This window comes from Azospirillum largimobile, assembly GCF_977007025.2.
The window spans coordinates 304866-324847 of the sequence record NZ_CDRMUA020000003.1 but is presented as its reverse complement, the minus strand read 5'-3'; the positions used below and the strand labels follow the sequence as shown (position 1 = coordinate 324847).

Below are 19982 nucleotides of genomic sequence, written 5' to 3'. Positions count from 1 at the left end.
CGCTCACAGCTCCTTCCGGATGTCGACGACGCGCAGCATCGCCACCACCATGATCAGGACGACGGCCAGCAGAACCACCGCGTTGGCGGCGGCGGCCGGGTATTGCAGAAGCGAGATCTCGTTGGCGATCATCAGGCCGATGGACGCGCTCTGCCCGCCGCTCATCAGCCGCACGGTGATGAAGTCGCCCATCACCAGCGTGACGACGAAGATGGAACCGATGGCGATGCCGGGCTTGGTCAGCGGCAGGATGACGTTCCACAGCGTCTGCGCCGCGCTGGCGCCGCCGTCGCGCGCCGCCTCGATCAGCGCGCGGTCGATGCGCATCATCGAATTGAAGATCGGCACCACCATGAACAGCGCATAGAGGTGGACGAAGGCGAGCACGACCGAGAAGTCGGAAAACAGCAGGAACTCCAACGGCTGGTCGATGATCCCGGCGGAGATCAGGCCGGAATTCAGCAGCCCGTTGCGCCCCAGGAACGGGATCCACGAGATCATGCGGATGATGTTGGAGGTCCAGAACGGAATGGTGCAGACCAGGAACAGCACCATCTGCCAGGTGGTAGACCGGACATGGAAGGCCAAGAAATAGGCGACCGTGAAACCGATGCCCAGCGTGATCGCCCAGGTCAGCGCCGCGTACTTCAGCGTGTTCAGATAGGTCTTCCAGGTGACCGGCGAAGTCAGCAGTTCCGTGTAGTTGGTCAGCACGAAGTCCGGGTAGATGCGCACGCTGTCGTAATCCCAGAAGCTGACCGCGACGATGGTCAGGATCGGCACCAGCAGGAACAGCAGCAGCGCGACGGTCAGCGGCGCCGCCTGGAGATAGGGGGCGACGCGTGGAGCCAAGCGGGGGCGCCTCGCCCTGCCGGCGGCGGCCGTGACGGTCGGTCGGGGCGTTTCGGCGGTCAGGGTCATGGGCGGGGTCCTGCGGGTTGAGGTGGTGTTTGAGGTGGTCGCCGCGCTTGCCCCCACCCTTCCCACGGCTGGCGCCGCGGGCCCCTTCCCTCCCCCGCTTCGCAAGGGAGGGAGTTATCCCCTCCCCTGCGAAGCGGGGGAGGGTTAGGGTGGGGGCAAGTGCGACCAGAGCTTCAGCGCATCAAGCCGCGATGAACTCGTTCCACTTGCGGACCATGTAGCGGTCCTCGTCCATCACCGCGTTCCAGCAGGCGACGCGGCCCATGCGGTCCTGGAACGACCCGCCGTCGCGCACGGCGCCGGCTTTTTCCATCACCTTGCCCTCGGGGCTGAGGATGTCGGTCTTGGCCGGCTGGCCCTCCATCCAGAAGGCCCATTCCTCCGGCGTCATGTGCTGCTTGGCGGTGTCGAGCACGGCCGAATAATAGCCCTGGCGGTTCAGATAGGCGCCGACCCAGCCCGACAGATACCAGTTGATGTATTCGTAGGCCGCCTCAAGCTCCAGCCCGCTCAGATGCTTGGCGATGCCCAGGCCGCCGCCCCAGGCGCGATAGCCTTCCTTCAGCGGCTGGTAGACGCACTGGATGCCCTTGGCGCGCACGGCGGCGACGGCCGGCGACCACATGGACTGGATGATGACCTCGCCCGACGACATCAGGTTGACGCTCTCGTCGAAGGTCTTCCAGAAGGCGCGGAACTGGCCGGCCTTCTTGGCCTCGGTCATGATCTTGAGGGTCTTGTCGATCTCCTCCTTGGTCATGTTGCCCTTGTCGCCATACTTGATCTCGCCCATCGCCTCGCAGACCATGGCGGCGTCCATGATGCCGATGGACGGGATGTTCAGCAGCGACGCCTTGCCCTTGAAGGCGGGGTCGAGCAGGTCCTTCCAGCTGGAGATCGGACGGCCGACCAGATCGGGGCGGATGCCCAGCGTGTCGGCGTTGTAGATGGTCGGGATCAGCGTCATCCACTGGGTCTGCGACTTGGCGAACTTGGTGCTGTCCTTGCCCTCGACGAAGCCGACTGTGTGGGGGGCTGTGCCCTGGGCGATGGCGCTGTCCGGCGTCAGCTTGCCGGTGACGAAGATCGGGACGATCTTGTCGAAATTCTTGATCTTGGAAACGTCCATCGGCTGCATCACGCCGGCCGGGAAGACCTTCTTGCAGATCCAATATTCGATGTCGGCGATGTCGTAGGACTTCGGCTGCGTCACCGCGCGCTGGGTCACCGCGTCGGAATCGAGCGCCGTCATCTGCAGGGTGAAGCCCAAATCCTCCTTCACCTTGTCGGCGACGGCATTCAGGTTCGACACGCCGGTGCCGAACTGGCGCAGCGTGATGTTCTTGATGTTCTGCGCCCAGATGGTCGGAAAGCCGGTGATCGCGCCGGAGCCGACGGCCGCACCCGCCACGGCGGCGGTGCCCTTCAGCAGGGTGCGGCGGCTGACGCCGGTGGAGAGCTTCGAAGGAGTACGGGTGTCGGTCATCGCTGAGCCTCCAGTCTGTTCGTCGTGTTGTTTTTTGGGTAGCGCTTTTGAAAGGGATCAGGCCGCCAGCGGGTGGACGTCCCGCCGGCTCCAGCCGGCGCGCACGCGGTCACCGACCGTGACCGGCGCGTCGAAATAGCGGGCCTCGTCCAGCACGACGGCGAACTCGTCGGCGCCGGGAATGTCGAGGCTGAGATGGACGGAAGCGCCGTGATACTCCAGCGAGCGCACCGTGCCCTCCACCTGGATCTCGGTCGGCAGGTCGGCGCCACCCAGCTGGATGCGGTCGGCGCGCACGGCGCAGCGGCCGGCATCGCCGACAACTCCGCCCCCAATCGCACCACCCTCGATTACATTGTGGCCGCCGATGAAGCGAGCGACGAAGGCGGTGCGCGGGTGGTTGAACAGCTCGCGCGGCGGTCCGGCCTGTTCGATGCGACCCTGGTTCATCACCACGGCGAGGTCGGCCAGCGCCATCGCCTCGGTCTGGCTGTGGGTGACGTGGATGAAGGTGATGCCGATGTCGCGGTGCAGGCGCTTCAGCTCCTCGCGCATGCGCACGCGCAGGAAGGGGTCGAGCGCCGACAGCGGCTCGTCCAGCAGAAGAACGCCCGGCTGGGTGATCAGCGCGCGGGCCAGCGCGACGCGCTGCTGCTGCCCACCGGACAGCTGCGACGGCAGGCGGCCGGCGTATTTGCTCATGTCGACGAGGTCGAGCATCTCGCGCGCCCGGCGGCGGCGTTCCTCCTTGGCGACGCCCTTCATCTTCAGGCTGAAGGCGACGTTGTCGGTGCAGTCCAGATGCGGGAACAGGGCGTAGCTCTGGAACATCATCGCCGTGCCGCGCTTGGCCGGCGGGTCGTCGTTGACCACCGTATCGCCGATCAGCAGGTCGCCGTCCGTGATGTCCTCATGCCCGGCGATCATCCGCAGGGTGGAGGTCTTGCCGCAGCCGCTCGGCCCCAGCAGGCAGCAATAGGAACCGGCGGCGATCCGCAGATCGATGCCGTCCACCGCCACGGTCGTGCCATAGGCCTTGCGCAGCTTCACGAGTTCGACCGTCGAACCTGCCGTCATCGGAGCGCCTCCAGAATTGTGCACAATCTGCGCGGTCGTTTGTGACCGGTTCGCCTTCTGCATGCCGCGTGCCAGCGGTGGAAGGCCGGGAATCAGCCGGTTTTCCGATGCTCAATTGCGCAACGGCTCGGCATTTGTGCAGCGCTTCGGCGCAATGGCGATATTTTGAGCAGCGTTGTTCCCAGCATTCACCGCTGCGCCACTTAGGAGATTGCCGTTTGCCTGCTGGCCCGCTTTGTGCACAATCTGCGGCACGTTTCCCGCACACCGCTAAAAGCACCCTGCCAGCCCATGACGACCGCCGCGCCCGCCAAGCCAGCCCGCCGCACGCCCCGCGCCAGCGCCGAAACCCGCATCGTCCGCAGTATCGGCGAGGCGATCGCCGACCGCCGCCTGCCGCCCGGCACCAAGCTGACGGAGGAAAGCCTGGCGGAAGCGTTCGGGGTCAGCCGGGAACGGGTGCGCAAGGTTCTGCTTCTGCTGGCGCAGCGGCGCGTTGTGACGCTGATCCCCAACCGCGGCGCCTTCGTCGCCAAGCCGACGCCGAAGGAGGCGCGCGAGGTGTTCGAAGCCCGCCGGGTGATCGAACGCGCGATCATGGAACGGCTCGAACGGATGCCGCGCCCCTTGCCCGACGATGTGCTGGAAAAGCTGCGCGGCCATGGCGCGCTGGAGGATGCTGCGGAACTCGCGGCGGACCGCAAGGCGATGATCCGGCTGTCCGGCCAGTTCCACCTGCTGCTGGCGGAATTCGCCGGCAACGCGACGCTGACGGGGATCCTGGCCGACCTGATCGACCGCTCCAGCCTTGCCATCGCGGCCTTCGAACGGCGGTCGTCGCACACCTGCTCCGCCGACGATCACCGCCGCCTGATCGCCGCCCTGATCGGCAATGCGCCGGGCGAGGCGACCGCGCTGATGATAGACCACCTCGACGAGGTCGAGCGTCAGCTGGATCTGGACGCCAAGACAGACACCCGGATCGACCTGAAGGCGATCTTCGCCGACGAGCCGGAACCGGCTTGAAGGGGCACGAGTCCAAAAAAGAAAAACCCCTCTCCCCTTGCGGGAGAGGGGCTGGGGTGAGGGGTCACAAATCTAATGTTTCCCACGCCCTTCGGCCGTTTACCCCCCTCATCCCAACCCGCGGGTCGGCAAAACGCCGTTGGCGTTTGGCCGATCCCGCCCCACAAGGGGAGAAGGGCTTCGCAGCTCCTTGCCGCGCTTCAAACGATCGCTCAGCGAACTCCATTCAAACCCGCATGCCGGCCGAGATGTTCAGCGTATCCTGGATCTCCCCGGCCAGCTGGTCGGCGATGGGCCCGACGATGACCTGGACGGAGTTGGCGGACGGCTTCACCACGCCGCGGGCACCCAGTCGCTTCAGTTCCGCCTCGTCGATGCGGGTAGCATCGGCGACGGCCAGACGCAGGCGCGTTGTGCAGGCCTCGACCGAACGCAGATTGCCGGTCCCGCCCAGTGCCGCGACATAGGCGCTGGCCCGGTCGCTCGCCGCCGCCGCGGGTGTCGGCGCATGGACGGCCGGCGCCGCCTGCCCGGCGGGGATGGCGACATCGTCGCGACCCAGCGTCTTCAAGTCGAAGCGCCGGATGACGAAGCGGAACAGCGTGTAATAGACCACGAAATAGACCGTACCCACCGGCAGAAGCAGGATCGGGTTGGTCGCCTTGCCGTAATTCAGCACGTAGTCGAACAGGCCCGCCGAGAAGCCGAAGCCCAGCTTCACGTTCAGCACGTCCATCAGCACCATCGACAGGCCGGTCAACACGGCATGGACGGCGAACAGCACCGGCGCCAGGAACATGAAGGCGAATTCCACCGGCTCCGTCACGCCGGTCAGGAAGGCGGTCAGCGCCATCGACAAAAGCACGCCGCCGACCGCCGCGCGGTTCTCCGGCTTGGCCGTGTGGTACATGGCGAGGCAGGCGGCGGGCAGGCCGAACATCATCACCGGGAAGAAGCCGGCCATGAAGGCGCCGGCCGCCGGATCGCCCTTGAAGAAGCGGTTCAGGTCGCCGGTGACGCCCTGGTAATCGCCCAGCAGGAACCAGGCGATGTTGTTGATGATGTGGTGCAGGCCGGTGATGATCAGCACCCGGTTCAGCACGCCGTAGAGGAACAGCCCCAGCTTGCCCAGCCCCAGCACGCCGGTGGTCAGTGCGCTCAAGCCCGCATCGACGATGGGCCAGCCATAGCCGAAGATCAGCGCGATCCCCAGCGCCGCCAGACCGGTGACGATGGGCACGAAGCGCCGTCCGCCGAAGAAGGCGAGATAGTCCGGCAGCTTGATGTCCTTGTACCGGTTATAGAGCTGGCCGGCGATGATGCCGATCAGGATGCCGACAGGGATGCTGATGCGGCTGGACATCTTCGCCACCAGCTCCGGCGGCACGCCGCTGAGCACGACGGCGCCCTTCACCGCCACGAAATATCCCACCGCACCGGCCAACCCGGCCGCGCCGTGGTTCTCGCGGGCGAAGCCGATGGCGATGCCGACGGCGAACAGGACGCCCAGGTTGGAGAAGACGGCGTCACCCGCCGCGGCGATGAAGGCGATGTTCAACAGGTCGGGCTGGCCGATGCGCAGCAGCAGCCCGGCGATGGGCAGCACGGCGATCGGCAGCATCAACGCCCGCCCGAGCCTCTGGACGCCCGAAAAACGGTCGCCCGAAAAACGATCAGCAGACATTCGGACGTCTCCCAGTGAAACGGACTCCGGCCTCAGGGTGCCGGGTCTGTCATGTTGGTCATATTCGCGTTGTCAGCCCGGCGCGTTCCATCGCCCGGCGCAGGTTGCCGCCGGTCTCGATCAGCAGTCGGTCGATGTCGGCATTGTCCAGACCGGCAAGGCCCAGCACGGCGCGGCGGACATCGCCATGCCGCTCCAGCGCCGCACCGGCCGCTGTTTCGTCCACCCCCGCGATGCGCGCGACCATGGCGGCGCAGCGGCGGCGAAGCTTGGCGTTCTCCGGCCGCACATTGATCATCAGGTTGTCGTAGACGTTGCCGAGCGCGGTCATCACGCCGGTCGAAAACAGGTTCAGCACCACCTTCTGCGCGGTGCCGGCCCCCAGGCGGGTGGACCCCGCGATCACCTCCGGCCCCGTCAGGGTCAGGATGGGATGCTCCACCGCCTCCAAGAGCGGCGACCCGGTGCTGCTGGCGATCGCCATGGTCAAGGCGCCCGCCTCCCGCGCGGCGCGGAGAACGCCGACGGTGTAGGCGCTGGCACCGCTGGCCGACAGGCCGACGACCACATCCTCCGCGGCGATGCCCACACGGGCCGCTTCACCCCGGCCGGCATCCTCGTCATCCTCCGCCGCACCGGTCAGCCCGCGCGACAGGTCGAGCCCGCCTGCGATCAGCAGGACCAGCCGCTCTGCCGGCCAGTCGAAGGTCGGCCCCAGATCCAGCCCGTCCAGTGCCGCGACCATGGCCGAAGACCCGGCGCCGGCATAGACCAGCCGCCCGCGCCCGCCGGACAGGCGGTCCGCCGCGGCCTCCACGGCGGCGGCGACGGCCGGCAGGGCGGGTGCACAGGCGGCGAGCGCCCGCGTCTGCCCCTCCCAAAGCGCCGTCATCAGTTCGTCGGCCGGCCAGACGTCCAGCCGGCTGTACCGGTGCGCCGTATCCTCCGTGCCGCCCGCCATTCCCGCCGCTCCCGCTCTGCTCGCCGCCCATGGCGGGCGGCCCATTCCCGACCGCCTGCCGGCCGCCGGTGGTATTAGATTGGACTGTATGTGCAGCATACCAAAATCCGGTCTGTCCGCAATCGCAATCTGATTGTTTGCCTTTGCCTCTTTCAGGGAATCCCCCTGCGGCTGTTGCCCATTGGCCTTTCAGTGGTATCATGTTCGTCCCAGAGCATTGGAGTGGTTACCGATGTCCACAGCCGCCGCCGCGGCCCCGTTCGACCCGACCGCCCTTTCGGATGCCCTGCCGCTGCCGCTCTATCTTCAGCTGGCGCGGCATCTGCGGACGCTGATCGTGGAAGGGCGCCTGACCGACCAGGATGCCCTGCCCGGCGAGCGCGAGCTGGCGGAAACCTTCGGCGTGTCGCGCGTCACCGTGCGCAAGGCCTTGCGGGAGCTGATCGCGGAAGGGCTGCTGCACCAGCGCCAGGGAGCCGGCACCTTCATCAACCGCAGCCCTCATGTGGAACAGCGCCTGTCGGCGCTGACCAGCTTCACCGAGGACATCGGCGGGCGCGGGCTGAAACCGGACTCGCGCTGGCTCACCCGTTCCGTCGGAACGGCGACTCCGGAAGAAGCGATGGCGCTGGGGCTGCGTCCGGGGGCGGAGGTGGTGCGTCTGCACCGGCTGCGGCTGGCCGATGGAACGCCGCTCGCCATAGAACTCAGCGCCCTACCCGCCAGCTTCCTGCCCGATCCCGAACTGGTGCAGGGATCGCTGTACGAGACCCTTCGTGGGCGCGGCCATCCGCCCTTCCGCGCCCTGCAACGCTTGTCTGCCATTCGCCTGCCGGTGGATCAGGCGGCGCTTCTGGGGGTTCCCGACGGCGCCCCCGCCCTTTACATTGAGCGCCGCACCTTCCTGGAGAACGGAACTCCGCTGGAGTTCGTCCGTTCCCACTACCGCGGCGACGCCTATGACTTCGTCGTGGAGCTGTCGCTGGCCTGATCCCTGCGGATCATCCCCTCCCACGCAGAAAAATCCTGACGAGAGCGCGCGATGAAGCCTGCCCTTGATACCCCGTTCCGTGTCCGCGCCATCCTGTTCGACATGGACGGAACCCTGATCGACACCACGGGTCCCGTGGAACGCTCCTGGCGCAGCTGGGCGGCCCGGCACGATCTGGACCCCGACGCCATCCTGGCCGTCTGCCACGGCGTCCGCAGCATCGAAACCGTCCGCCGCTTCGCCCCCGCCGGTGCCGACATCGATGAAGAGGTGCGTCTGGTGGAGGAATGCTACACCAACGATACCGAAGGCGTGCGTGCCGTTCCCGGCGCCCTGGAGCTTCTGCAATCGCTGCCGCGCCATCGCTGGGCGGTGGTGACCTCCGCGCCGCAGGACATGGCGAGAAAGCGGATCGCCCAGGCCGGCCTGCCCCTGCCCGACCTGCTGATCGGCGCCGACAACGTCACCCAGGGCAAGCCCCACCCCGAAGGCTACCGCACCGCCGCCGAGAAGCTGGGCTTCGACCCGCGCGAGACCGTGGTGTTCGAAGACGCCCCGGCCGGACTGGCGGCCGGCAACGCCGCCGGCGCCTGGGTCATCGCACTGACCACGACGCTGCCGGCGCATGAACTGGGCGAGAATCTGTGCCTGCCCGATCTGACGGCGCTGCGGGTGCGGGTGGACGAGGATGGGTTGGAGATCGTGGCGGTTGGTGGGTGATACTTGGGGCGTCAGACCCCCACCTAACCTCCCCCGCTGGGCGGGGGAGGGACTGCCGCCGCCTTCCCAATCAAGCACTTATCCCCTCCCCCGCCCAGCGGGGGAGGGTTAGGGTGGGGGTATCCGAAGCCGACACTCCCCCACCTCAAGCCCCCCGCCACTCCCCCTCCACCCAGGTGCCCTTCACCGTCAGATCCGACCGCAGCAGCACCAGATCCGTCCGCCAGCCCGGCGCGATCCTCCCCCGCTCGCCCGCCATCCCCAAAAACTCCGCCGGATAGAGCGACGCCATCCGCAGCGACTCCTCCAGCGGCAGGCCGATCAGCGTCCCGGCATTGCGCACCGCCGTCGCCATGTCGAGATCGGCCCCCGCGAGCGTCCCATCCGCCAGCACCAGCCGGCCATCCCGCCGGTAGATGGTCCGGCCGTTCAGTTCGAAGTGATCCGCATCGGTTCCCGTCGGCGGCATGGCGTCGGTCACCAGCATCATCCGGCCGCGCGGCCGGGCGGCCAGCGCCGCGCGCATCATCAGCGGATGGACGTGATGCCCGTCGGCGATCAGCCCGCACCAGGGCCGCCCGTCGCCCAGCGCCGCACCGGCCGGACCGGGCTGGCGATTGGCGATGCCGGGCATGGCGTTGTAGAGGTGCGTCACCCCGCGCACGCCGAGGTCGAAGGCCTCCACCACCCGCTCCGCGCTCGCCATCGTGTGGCCGACCGACAGGATCACCCCGGCCGCCATCAGCCGCGACAGGGCCGCGTCCTCCACGCATTCCGGCGCCAGGGTCAGCAGCACCCGGCCGCCCGGCATCCGCGCCGGCAGGCCGCCGATGAAGTCAAGATCGGCCTCGTCCGGCGCACGGACGAAGCGCGGGTCATGGGCGCCCACCCGCTGCGGGTTGATGAACGGCCCTTCGAAATGGATGCCCAGCACGCCGCTGCCGGGTTGCGCCACTGCCGTCACCGCCGCCTCGGCGGCAGCGCGATGGCATTCGGGCGTGTCGGTGATGATGGTCGGCAGCAGGCCGGTGGTGCCGAAGCGCCGGTGCGCGGCGGCAATGGCGAGCGTCGCCTCTGGCGTCGGTTGCTCGTTGAACAACACGCCGCCGCCGCCATTGACCTGGATGTCGATGAAGCCGGGGGCCAGCAGGTCGCCCGCCTCCAGCGCCACCGTCCGGTCGATGTCTGGCGGAGTGCGGCCGGGGGCGACGATGTCGAGAATGCGGCCATCCCCAACCAGCAGGCTGCGGTCGTCGAGGATGGTCTCGCCCGTGAAAATCCGGGCGCCGGTCAGGAGCTGTCGCATCAGACGGTCTTCGTCACTTTGGCAAGGTTGGGCGGGCTGTCGGGATCGATGCCGCGGGCCAGCGCCAGTTCATAGACCGCGCCGTAGAAGCTCTGCAATGCCGCCAGCGGTGCGGCCTCCGGCGCCAGGTCCGGCAGGCCGGGCAGCAGCGTGGTGCCGGCAATGCCGCTTTCCATGGTGGCGACGGCGGCCCCCAGCCCGACGATGCGGTCCACCACCGCGCGGGTGTGCGGTTCCGCCGCGTCGGACTGGGTCAAGGCCAGCACGGGGAATCCCGGACCGACCAGTGCCAGCGGGCCGTGGACGACTTCCGCGGCGCTGAAGGCCTCCGCATGCAGGCGGCAGGTCTCCTTGAACTTCAGCGCCATCTCCAGCGCGGCCCCGAAGCCGACGCCGCGCCCCAGCACATAGAGGTTCCGCGCACCGGCGAGCGGCATCAGCGCCGGTTTCCAGTCCATCCCCTTCGCCGCCTCGAGCGTTTCCGGCAGGGCGGCCAGGGTGGATTTCAGAGCCGGATCGTCCTGCCAATGGGCGACCAACTGCAGATAGGCGGCGAGCGAGGCGATGCAGGACTTGGTCGCGGCGACGCTACGCTCCGGACCCGCCGACAGCGGCAGGAAATGGTCGCACATCTCGGCCAACGGCGAGTCCTCCGCATTGACGAAGCCGACCACCAGCGCGCCGCCGGCCTTCGCCGACTCCACCAGACGCAACAGGTCGGGGCTGCGGCCGGACTGCGAGACGGCGACGAACAGCGCGCCCTCCAGGCTCAGCTGTCCGCCATAAACCGAGGCGATGGATGGACCGATGGAGGCCACCGCCCGGCCCATGCGCGTTTCGATCAGGTATTTGCCGTAGGCCGACGCATGGTCGGAACTGCCGCGGGCGCAGGTGACGACGAAGCGCGGCGGATGACGGCGCAGCCGCTCCCCCAATTCGGCGAAGCCGGCGCCGCAACGCTCGATCTGCCGCGCCACCGCGGCGGGCGCCTCTACCGTCTCGGTTGCCATCAGGGGGAGGTTTCGGGGCGGCTTCTGCTCTGTCATGGCGGCGCTCGCGATTGACTGGTATAGATACCAATGTAAGACCTTATCGCGGCGGAGGCCAGCGCCCATTGGTGGAATCGCATCTCAGCAGCAATCGCAATATGCAAAAGAAAAGCGGCGCGCCCTGGGAAGGCCGCGCCGCATGATGAAACCAGTCGAATACCAGATGAGACTCGCGCTATTCGGCGGCGCGGCGCCCGCCCGGCAACAGGCCGGTCAGCGCGCCGGCAAGCGCGTCGGCGTCGTTGCCGACGATCAGGTCGAGGCCGTTGGCGCCCAACCCCATCACGGCACGGACGCCGGCCTTCTTCAGCGCCTCGGCATTCGCCTTGCCGGCATCGGTCAGTTCGATCCGCAAGCGGGTGGTGGCGAAGGCGGCGAGCGTCTTGATGTTGCCGGCACCGCCCAGCGCCTCGGCGAGGCGGGCGGCGCGGTCGGTCGGCAGCGGTGCGGCCGGAGCGGCAGAGGACGAAGCGGCGGTCGGCTTGGCGGAAACAGGCGCCGCGACGGCGGCCGAACCATCGGCTTCCGGACCGGCACTGCGCAGATACTCCTGCATTTCCGTCTTCAGATTCTCCGACAAAGTGCCGAACACTGCCTGCACGCTGTCGCGCACCCGCAGGATGCCGGAGGCGCCCATTCCGCGCAGCTTGCCCTCGTCGACGCGGGTCGGGTCCTGCACCACCACGCGCAGCCGGGTGATGCAGGCGTCCAGGTTGGAGATGTTGCCGCGCCCGCCGAAGGCAAGCACGAGGTCGCGCGCCCGCTCGCTGCCGGTTGCGGTCGAGGCGGCTCCCTCCGCCGCATCCTCGCGACCGGGGGTCTTCAGGTTCAGCGCCCGGATGGTGTAGCGGAACACCACGTAGTAGATCGCCGCATAGATCGGCCCCAGGATCAGCACCAGCCACCATTTCTGCGAATAGGGGCTGAGCACGTTGAACAGCACGAAGTCGATGCCGCCCTGGGAGAAGGTGAAGCCCATATGGGCGCCCAGCGAGTTCATGATGAACTGCGAGGTCGCCGCCAGAACCGCGTGGATCAGGTACAGCACCGGCGCCAGGAACAGGAACGAGAATTCGATCGGTTCCGTGATGCCCGTCAGGAAGGAGGTGAGCGCCGCGGAGATCATGATGCCGCCGACGCGCACCCGATTCTCCGGCTTGGCGGCATGCCACATGGCGATGGCCGCGGCCGGCAGGCCGAACATCTTGAACAGGAAGGCGCCGGACAGGATGCCGGCGGTCGGGTCGCCCGCGAAATAGCGGGCGATGTCGCCATGGACGATCTGGCCGTCGGCGTTCTGGAAGGACCCGATCTCGAAGAAGAAGGGCACGTTCCAGATGTGATGCAGGCCGAAGGGGATCAGCAGGCGTTCGACGAAGCCGTAGATGGTCGCGGCCAACCGCGGATCGTTCACTGCCGCCCAGTGCGAGAAGCTGTTGATGCCGCCCTGGATCGGCGGCCAGACCACCGACAGAACGACGCCCAGCACGATGGCGGCCAGCGCGGTGATGATCGGCACGAAGCGCTTGCCGGCGAAGAAGCCGAGATAGGCCGGGAGGGCGATCTTGTAGAAGCGGTTGAACATTGCCGCCGCAAGACCGCCGGCCAGGATGCCGCCGAACACGCCGGTTTCCATGGACTTGATGCCCATGATGGTCTTGGGTTCCATCCCCCAGACCGTGGTCATCACGCCCAGCGTGGCCAGCATCACGATATAGCCGATGGTGGCGGCGATGGCCGACACGCCGTCATTCTCGGTATAGCCGAGCGCCACACCGATGGCGAAGATCAGCGGAAGATTCCCGAAGATCACGTCGCCCGAATTCTTCATCAGCATCGACAGCAGCGGCGGCATCCATTCGAAGTTCGCCGCTCCGATGCCCAGCAGCAGACCGGCGACGGGAAGCACCGCCACCGGCAGCATCAGCGATTTGCCGATCTTCTGTAGAAACGCAAAGGGGTTCAAGGCCATGGCGGCTCTCCCGCAATTTGTCCGGCGGCGGCAACATCGTCATCCCCGGACGGGAATACAACCCGCAAGTGGGACAGGTTTCACGACATAGGCGACATAGCATGTCAGGCAAGGCTTGAGGCTTATCCCGGATGCGCTCGACCGGGCGCGGATTGGCCGTAAGCTTCCGCCTTTTCCAGACAGGAAGTTTCGATAATCTATAGCGGGAATTGCGCTTGGGCTATGCGGCGTCTGCGCGCATACAAACGATCCGGCAGCCGTGAGACGATGACGGCCGTCCGACGCGAAGGCGCCCGCTGGGGTCGATGCGTTAAGAATGAGGACCAACCAATCATGACCGCGATCACGCTTGCAGCACCGCTGGCCGGATGGGCCATGCCACTGGCCGAGGTTCCCGACCCCGCCTTTGCCCAGGGGCTCGTCGGCACCGGCATGGCCATCGACCCGACCGTGAACGAATTGCGCAGCCCCTGCGACGGCGTCGTGCTGTCGATTCACCGCGCGCGCCACGCCTGTACCGTGCGCGCCGCCAGCGGTGCGGAGGTGCTGCTGCATCTGGGCGTCGACACCGTCGGGCTGAACGGCGAAGGCTTCACCGCCCATGTCCGCGACGGGCAGGCGGTGAAGGCCGGCGATCCGCTGATCAGCTTCGACATGGATCTGGTGGGAAGCCGGGCGCAGAGCTTGGTCAGCATGATGGTCGTCGTGAATGACGGCTTCACCGTTGACGGCCAGTCCGTCAACCGTGAGATCACCGTCGGCGAGCCGGCGATGACCATCCACGGCGGCAGCGGCGCCGATGCCGTGGCTTCCGCCGCCGCCGCGCCCGACTCGGACGAAACGGGTGAGCGCGGCGTTGTCCTGCCGATCGCCAACGGCCTGCATGCCCGGCCAGCCGCGGCCCTGGTCGCCGCCACCAAGGCTTATCCCGGGACCGTCACCATCCAATGCCGCGACCGCAGCGCGAACGCCAAGAGCGTCGTCGCCCTGATGGGACTCGGCACCGTGCTGGGCGATCGGCTGACCGTGCGCGCCGTGGGCCCCGGCGCCCAGGACATGGCGGAGAGCATCGCCGTGCTGATCGAAGGCGGGCTGGGCGATCCGGTCGTCGACGGAGCGGCGGCGGCGTCCGCGCCGGCTGCCGCCGGCCTGGCCACCCCCACGGCCGCCATTTTGGCCCAACCGGCGGAGGAGGAGATCGGCCCGCCCTTCGCCCCCGGCGAGGAGGTTCTGCTGAAGGGCACCATCGCCGTGCCGGGGCAGGCGGTGGGAACCGTCGTGCGCCGCTTCCGCAGCGCCGTGCGCGTGGCGGAAGAGGGCGGCGGACCGGCGGTGGAGGAGCCGCGGCTGCGTCGGGCGCTGGACAGCGTGATCACGGAGCTGGGCCGGTCGGCCGAACGGATGCCGGAACACGCCGCCATCTTCCAGGCCCACCGCGAGCTTCTGGACGATCCGGAACTGCTGGACGGCGCGCTCGCCGACATCCGCGCCGGCAAGAGCGCGGAATGGGCGTGGCAGCGGACGGCACGGCTGCAGGCCGATGCGCTGGCGGCGCTGGCCGACCCGCGCATGGCGGAACGGGCAGCCGACCTGCGCGACTTGGAACAGCAGGTGCTGGCCGTGCTGGCCGGCAAGGCGCCGAGCGTCGGTCTGGCGGAACTGCCGGCCGGCAGCATCGTTCTGGCCGACGAAATCCTCCCCTCCGACCTTGCCGGCGTCCCGGCGGGGCGGCTGGCCGGCATCGGCATGGTGCATGGCGGCCCGACCTCCCACGCCGTGATCCTGGCGGCGGCGCTCGGCGTGCCGACCGTGGTGGCGCTCGGCTGGCAGGCGGAGCGGGTGCCGGACGGCGCCCCCGTCGTTATCGATGGCAACCGCGGCGAACTGCTGGTCTTCCCGCCGGAGGACATGCTGGCGACGACCCGGACCGCCGTCGCCGCCCGCGCCGCGCGGCGCGAGGAGAACCGCCGCACCGCCGGCGAGGACTGCCGCATGGCCGACGGCACGCGGATCGAGGTGTTCGCCAATCTGGGCCGGGTCAGCGACGCTCCCGGCGCCGTGATGGAGGGGGCGGAGGGCTGCGGCCTTCTGCGCACCGAATTCCTGTTCCTGGAACGCCAGTCCGCGCCCACGGAGGACGAGCAGTATCAGCAGTACCAGCAGATCGCCGACGCGCTGGAAGGCCGGCCGGTGGTGATCCGCACGCTGGATGTCGGCGGCGACAAGCCGCTGTCCTATCTGCCGCTGCCCAAGGAGGAGAATCCGGTGCTGGGCCTGCGCGGCGTCCGCGTGGGCTTGCGCGAACCGGAGCTTCTGCGCGCGCAGATCCGCGCCATCCTGCGGGTGAAGCCGGCAGGCGCCTGCCGCATCATGGTGCCGATGATCGCCTCGCCGTCGGAATTGCTGGCGGTGCGCCGGATGGTGGACGAGGAGCGCGAGAGGCTCGGCCGCGCAGAGCCGATCGAACTTGGCGCGATGATCGAGGTGCCGGCCGCGGCGCTGATCGCCGACCGCATCAGCGCGGTGGCCGATTTCCTGTCCATCGGCACCAACGACCTGACCCAGTATGTGCTGGCGATGGACCGCGGCAACCCGCATGTGGCGGCCCAGCTCGACGCCCTGCATCCGGGCGTGCTGCGGCTGATCCGTCTCGCGGTGATGGGGGCCAAGACCTATGACCGGACGGTCGCGGTCTGCGGCGGCTCCGCCTCCGATCCGATGGCGGCGCCGCTGCTGATCGGGCTGGGCGTGACTGAACTGTCGGCCACCCCGGCGGTGATCGCCGACCTGAAGGCCTTCATCCGCACCCTGCGCATGGAGGACTGCCGCCGCGTCGCCGAAGCGGCACTGGGCACCGACAGCGCCGACGAAGTCCGCCGGCTGGTGGCGGAGACCTGGCCAGCGATCTGACGCCGACCAGACAAGCGAGAGGCCCGCAAGCGAAAGGCCGGCCGTCCGTTTCCGGGCGGACCGGCCTTTTCCTCTTTGCGGGTTCCTCTCTGCGAGCAGCCCGGATCAGGTGGAGGCGGATCAGATCCGGCCGGCCATCAGCATGGCGGCCACCGCCTGACATCCGCCATGCCAGCGGGCGGCGGCGCGGGAGGCGGTGCGCATCGCGGCGATGCCGATCAGCGACGCGGCGACGAACAGGCCGGGCTGCAGGTCGCCCCGCATCAGCAGTGCGGCGGCCATCCCGACGATCAGCACCCGGTAGACCGTCTCGCAAAAGCGCAGACCGGCCAGGAAGGCGTCGGCATCGCCGAAGCCGTCGCCGCCGACCAGCCGGCCGACCTGCGACCGCCCCTTCATCGGGCTCGCCGGTCCGGTGGCGCCAAGGGCGATCATCGCCGTCAGCGCCGCGACGCCGGCCATCGCAAGCGCACCCAACAGCGGATGCAGCAAGGCCAGGACCGCCAGATGGACCGGTGCCCACACGGCCTCCAGCACCCACACGCGCTCCAGCCACGCCACGGCTCCCCCCGACGGCATCAGCCGCGCCAGTTCCCGCATCTGGGCGAAGTCCAGCAGGGCATGGAGGGCGAAAAGTCCCAGCGCGACGGCGACCAGAGCAAGCAGCGCACCATTCCCCGCGCCGTCCCACAGGGCTACCTGGAGCGGACCGGCATAAAGCGCGCTGCCGGCCACCAGCAGGTTCGCCAGCGCTCCAAACAAGCCGCTACGGGCCAGGGTGGATCGGTTCAAGGCCGCGTGACGGGCGGTGGACGACGCCATGTCGGACGCTCGCGTTCGGAAAGGAAGGACCGAGGATGGAGCCGGTGAGTCCCGGTGGGGAGACTGGTCGAACGATACTAGGCTCATGCGGGTTACGGCCGGACGGCCGCTCCTTCACCACGGGGCGCTGGAACGATGCGCCGGAGCGGAGCGCGGTGCACCGCGGGCATGATGCGTGGGAAAATTTCCCACATCAAGTGAAAAGCTAATTCCCTTTCCGCTGACCCGCGCTATTGTCAGCTCTGTTCCGGGGCATGATCCCCCTCGTCATTCGCAAGCTTTGTTGGAGTTTCCGGCGCGTGCCGACCCGCAACCCCGCATCCGACAGCCCGAAGGGGGCCGGCTTATCCGGGGCGGCTCCCCCGCCGGGGGTGCTGACGGCGGTTCGCCGGCTGCTGGTGCCGCTGGTGCGGACGCTGATCGGCTTCGGGATATCCTGGCCGATGTTGGCGAACCTGCTGAAGTCAGTGTATGTCGAGGTGGCGGAGCGAGGCTTCGCGCTGCCGGGGAAGCCGATGACCGACAGCCGCATCACCCTGCTGACCGGCGTCCACCGCAAGGACGTCAGCCAGATCCGCAACGCACCGCCGCCGGCGGAGGCCGCCGCCGCCGCGGCACCGTCGTTCGGATCGCAGGTGCTGAGCCGCTGGCTGACCGAATCCGCCTTCCGCGATGCCGGCGGCCGGCCGCGCCCCCTGCCCCGCACCGCTTCAGCCGATGGCGAGGACAGTTTCGAGACGCTGGTCACCGGCATCAGCAAGGACATCCGCCCGCGCGTCCTGCTGGACGAACTTCTGCATGCCGGACTGGTGGCGGAGCGGCCGGACGGCCTGCTCGAACTCGCTGCGGCGGCGCATGTGCCGCGCGGCGACCTGGACAAGCTCGCCTATTATTATGGCCGCAACCTTGCCGACCATCTGGCGGCGTCCGGGCACAATCTGGCCGGCGGCGCACCGCCCTTCCTGGAACGGGCGCTGGCTTATGACCGGCTGAGCCCCGAGTCCGTCGCCGCCCTGCGCCGGGAGGCGGACCGGCTGGGCATGGCGATGCTGGTGGAGTTGAATCGGATGGCCGCCGACCTTGCCGACGGGGATGCCGGCCGCGAGGACGCCAACCACCGCTTCACCGCCGGCCTCTACCTCTATGACGAGGCGGAACCGCCCGCTCCTGCGCTGAAAGCCGCCGATTCAGGCGGGGAAACGGCTCCGTCGTGACCGATCCAGCCAGCCCCCCGCTTCGTCGCCCGGTCGGATTTCTGGCCGGCACGCTCGCCGGCACGCTGGCCCGCAACCTTGTACTCACGCTGTTGCTGGTTGCCGCCGGCTGCGGCCCTCTGCGCGACGGCTCCTCCCGCGATGGAGGCGTGGCGGACCGTGGGATCGGGGGAACCGGCATTTCGGTCACCGACCGAGGGATCGGCGGCACCGGTATCGGCAAAACGGGAATTATCGGCACGGTAACCGCATTCGGCAGCGTCTGGGTCAACGGCCTGCGGGTCGATCTGCCGCCCACCACGGCGGTGCGGATCGAAGGCCGGCCGGCGGAGCCCGGCGAGGTCAGGCTCGGCCATGCGGTCGCCATGACGGCGAGCCCCGGCGGGCCGACCGGGCTCACCGCACGCACGCTGGAGGTCCGCTATGTCGTGGCCGGTCCGGTGGAGCGGGCGGAGGGGGGCAGCGGTCTCGTGATGGGGCAGCGCATAGACCTCGCCGATGCGGAGGGAACCACCGCGCTCACCCCCGGCCGTTGGGTCGCCGTTTCCGGCCTGCGCCGGCCGGACGGCGTCGTCGATGCCAGCCGGGTCGATCCCTGGGACCCGGCCCGGGGCTGGATCCTGCGCGGCCGGCTGGATGCGGCCACACCCACTACTCTCACCGTCGCCGGGGTAACGCTTCGACGCGGGGTGAGCGCTGCCATGCCTCCGGTCGGGAGCCTCGTCCGCGTCGCCGGAGTTCCGGCTGCGGCGGATGCCTCCGACAACGCGGCGCTGTCGGTCGATCCGGATCCCTTCAACCCCTTCGGCTCTGCAGTCGGCGCACTGTCGGTCGAAACCTATGTGGATTCGTCGGGACAGACGGCGATCCCCGGCGGCCCCCGGCTGGACATGGCGGATCGCGGCGCGGCGCCGGCACGGGTGGTGATCGACAGCGTGGTGACATCCGGCGGCGGACTCGGCCGCAGCCGCGCCTTCGGTGCCGCACGCCTGGGCGGGCGGTCGCTGTCCGGGGCCGACCCCGCGGCACGCGCCGCCGGACTGGCGCGTGAAAGTCAGCGTCCTGACGGCCCACCGGGCGGGCCGGGCATGGATGGACCGACACCGGAACCCGGCCGCTCCGCCACCGACGCAGATGCACCATCCGGCCCGGCGCGCGCCGGCAGCCTACCTTCACCCGGTGCATCCTCGCCGGCCGGCGGCAGGTTCAGCGGACCGGACAGGGGACCGGCTGGCACACCCAGCAGCAGCTTCGGCCGCGGTGGCGGTCCAGGCAGGGGCCCCCGCGGACATGGTCCCGGATCAGGCGCCGGGCCGGGAGGAAGCCCCGGTGGTCACAGTGGCGGCTTTCACTGACGCTCAGCGGCGCAGTCCAGCAAATCAGGGTTGCGCTGATGGCCTCATGAAAGCACCTGGTCCGAACGAAGTCGAGGGATGCACAAACACTGATCGCAAAACCCCCGCACACCTTACCATCACAAGGTAGCCAAGCCCGCTCTTAGCTCTTTTATTCGAAATTTGTTCAGTTTTTACTGACAATTTCCGCGGGACCTGCTGCGGCATTTTGATCCACATTTTGAATATGTCTGCATTCTCAAAATTTTCTGAGTTAGCATACTAGTATATCAACGTCGAAGGAATGCCCCGGCGGAAGGAACTGTCCAGTTGTCAATAAGGGTAGAGCCGGGCTGACCGCTCTGCTTCCTTTATTGTCTTTGGTTTAAACCATGGACCACGTCGAATGCCCACTGCCGCACGGACTGGGACACCTCCCGGGCTCATGCCGGCCGGCGTTACGGCCGCTCCCTCCGCACAGGCCGGAACTCTTCGCATAGACAGGACCT

15 protein-coding genes are annotated in these 19982 nt (G+C 68.4%); 6 read left to right on the top strand and 9 right to left on the bottom strand.

Annotated features, from left to right (window positions below; genetic code table 11):
• Positions 1-3 precede the first annotated feature (3 nt).
• From ACWPKK_RS19090 to ACWPKK_RS19080, 3 genes are all read right to left on the bottom strand, one after another.
• Entirely contained in the window at positions 4-921 is a 918-nt protein-coding gene (locus tag ACWPKK_RS19090) for an ABC transporter permease (RefSeq protein WP_452007252.1), read from the bottom strand.
• Between the two features lie 181 nt (positions 922-1102).
• Positions 1103-2407 (bottom strand): ABC transporter substrate-binding protein, encoded by a 1305-nt coding sequence (locus tag ACWPKK_RS19085; RefSeq protein WP_324870728.1) that lies wholly within the window; start codon positions 2405-2407, stop codon positions 1103-1105.
• A gap of 57 nt (positions 2408-2464) precedes the next feature.
• Complete coding sequence (locus ACWPKK_RS19080) at positions 2465-3484, bottom strand: ABC transporter ATP-binding protein (protein WP_452007249.1); 1020 nt, start codon at positions 3482-3484, stop codon at positions 2465-2467.
• Positions 3485-3775: 291 nt separating this feature from the next.
• On the opposite strand from ACWPKK_RS19080, the gene ACWPKK_RS19075 reads away from it, so the two are divergent.
• A complete protein-coding gene (locus ACWPKK_RS19075) occupies positions 3776-4510 on the top strand; it encodes a GntR family transcriptional regulator (protein ID WP_452007247.1) in 735 nt (244 codons plus the stop codon).
• 226 nt (positions 4511-4736) lie between these two features.
• Here the strand turns inward: ACWPKK_RS19075 and nagE are convergent, their stop codons facing one another.
• Both nagE and ACWPKK_RS19065 read right to left on the bottom strand, forming a co-directional pair.
• The gene (gene nagE, locus ACWPKK_RS19070; RefSeq protein WP_452007245.1) at positions 4737-6194 is read right to left on the bottom strand and encodes an N-acetylglucosamine-specific PTS transporter subunit IIBC; all 1458 of its coding nucleotides are present in this window, start codon (positions 6192-6194) and stop codon (positions 4737-4739) included.
• Positions 6195-6252: 58 nt separating this feature from the next.
• Complete coding sequence (locus tag ACWPKK_RS19065) at positions 6253-7155, bottom strand: N-acetylmuramic acid 6-phosphate etherase (RefSeq protein ID WP_452007243.1); 903 nt, start codon at positions 7153-7155, stop codon at positions 6253-6255.
• 232 nt (positions 7156-7387) lie between these two features.
• Between ACWPKK_RS19065 and ACWPKK_RS19060 the strand changes: the two genes are divergently transcribed.
• Positions 7388-8146 (top strand): GntR family transcriptional regulator, encoded by a 759-nt coding sequence (locus ACWPKK_RS19060; RefSeq protein WP_452007241.1) that lies wholly within the window; start codon positions 7388-7390, stop codon positions 8144-8146.
• A 51-nt stretch (positions 8147-8197) separates the two neighbouring features.
• Complete coding sequence (locus tag ACWPKK_RS19055; protein ID WP_452007239.1) at positions 8198-8866, top strand: HAD-IA family hydrolase; 669 nt, start codon at positions 8198-8200, stop codon at positions 8864-8866.
• Positions 8867-9011: 145 nt separating this feature from the next.
• Here the strand turns inward: ACWPKK_RS19055 and nagA are convergent, their stop codons facing one another.
• From nagA to ptsG, 3 genes are all read right to left on the bottom strand, one after another.
• The gene (gene nagA, locus ACWPKK_RS19050) at positions 9012-10172 is read right to left on the bottom strand and encodes an N-acetylglucosamine-6-phosphate deacetylase (RefSeq protein WP_452007237.1); all 1161 of its coding nucleotides are present in this window, start codon (positions 10170-10172) and stop codon (positions 9012-9014) included.
• Positions 10172-11218 carry an SIS domain-containing protein gene (locus ACWPKK_RS19045; protein WP_452007235.1) on the bottom strand — a complete coding sequence of 349 codons (1047 nt, stop codon included), beginning with the start codon at positions 11216-11218 and terminating at the stop codon, positions 10172-10174. Before ACWPKK_RS19045 ends, nagA begins: the two co-directional genes overlap by 1 nt.
• Positions 11219-11396: 178 nt before the next feature.
• Positions 11397-13193, bottom strand: a complete 1797-nt coding sequence (gene ptsG, locus ACWPKK_RS19040) for a PTS glucose transporter subunit IIBC (RefSeq protein WP_452007233.1) — start codon at positions 13191-13193, stop codon at positions 11397-11399.
• Between the two features lie 333 nt (positions 13194-13526).
• Here ptsG and ptsP point away from each other — a divergent pair, with 333 nt between their 5' ends.
• Positions 13527-16103, top strand: a complete 2577-nt coding sequence (gene ptsP, locus ACWPKK_RS19035; protein ID WP_452007231.1) for a phosphoenolpyruvate--protein phosphotransferase — start codon at positions 13527-13529, stop codon at positions 16101-16103.
• Positions 16104-16223: 120 nt separating this feature from the next.
• Here the strand turns inward: ptsP and ACWPKK_RS19030 are convergent, their stop codons facing one another.
• Positions 16224-16925, bottom strand: a complete 702-nt coding sequence (locus tag ACWPKK_RS19030; RefSeq protein WP_452007229.1) for a hypothetical protein — start codon at positions 16923-16925, stop codon at positions 16224-16226.
• A gap of 299 nt (positions 16926-17224) precedes the next feature.
• On the opposite strand from ACWPKK_RS19030, the gene ACWPKK_RS19025 reads away from it, so the two are divergent.
• Both ACWPKK_RS19025 and ACWPKK_RS19020 read left to right on the top strand, forming a co-directional pair.
• Positions 17225-18139, top strand: a complete 915-nt coding sequence (locus ACWPKK_RS19025; RefSeq protein WP_452007227.1) for a DUF6502 family protein — start codon at positions 17225-17227, stop codon at positions 18137-18139.
• Positions 18136-19494, top strand: coding sequence for a DUF5666 domain-containing protein (locus ACWPKK_RS19020; protein ID WP_452007225.1), 1359 nt, complete (start codon positions 18136-18138; stop codon positions 19492-19494). The genes ACWPKK_RS19025 and ACWPKK_RS19020 overlap by 4 nt, the downstream gene beginning before the upstream one ends.
• Positions 19495-19982: the final 488 nt, after the last annotated feature.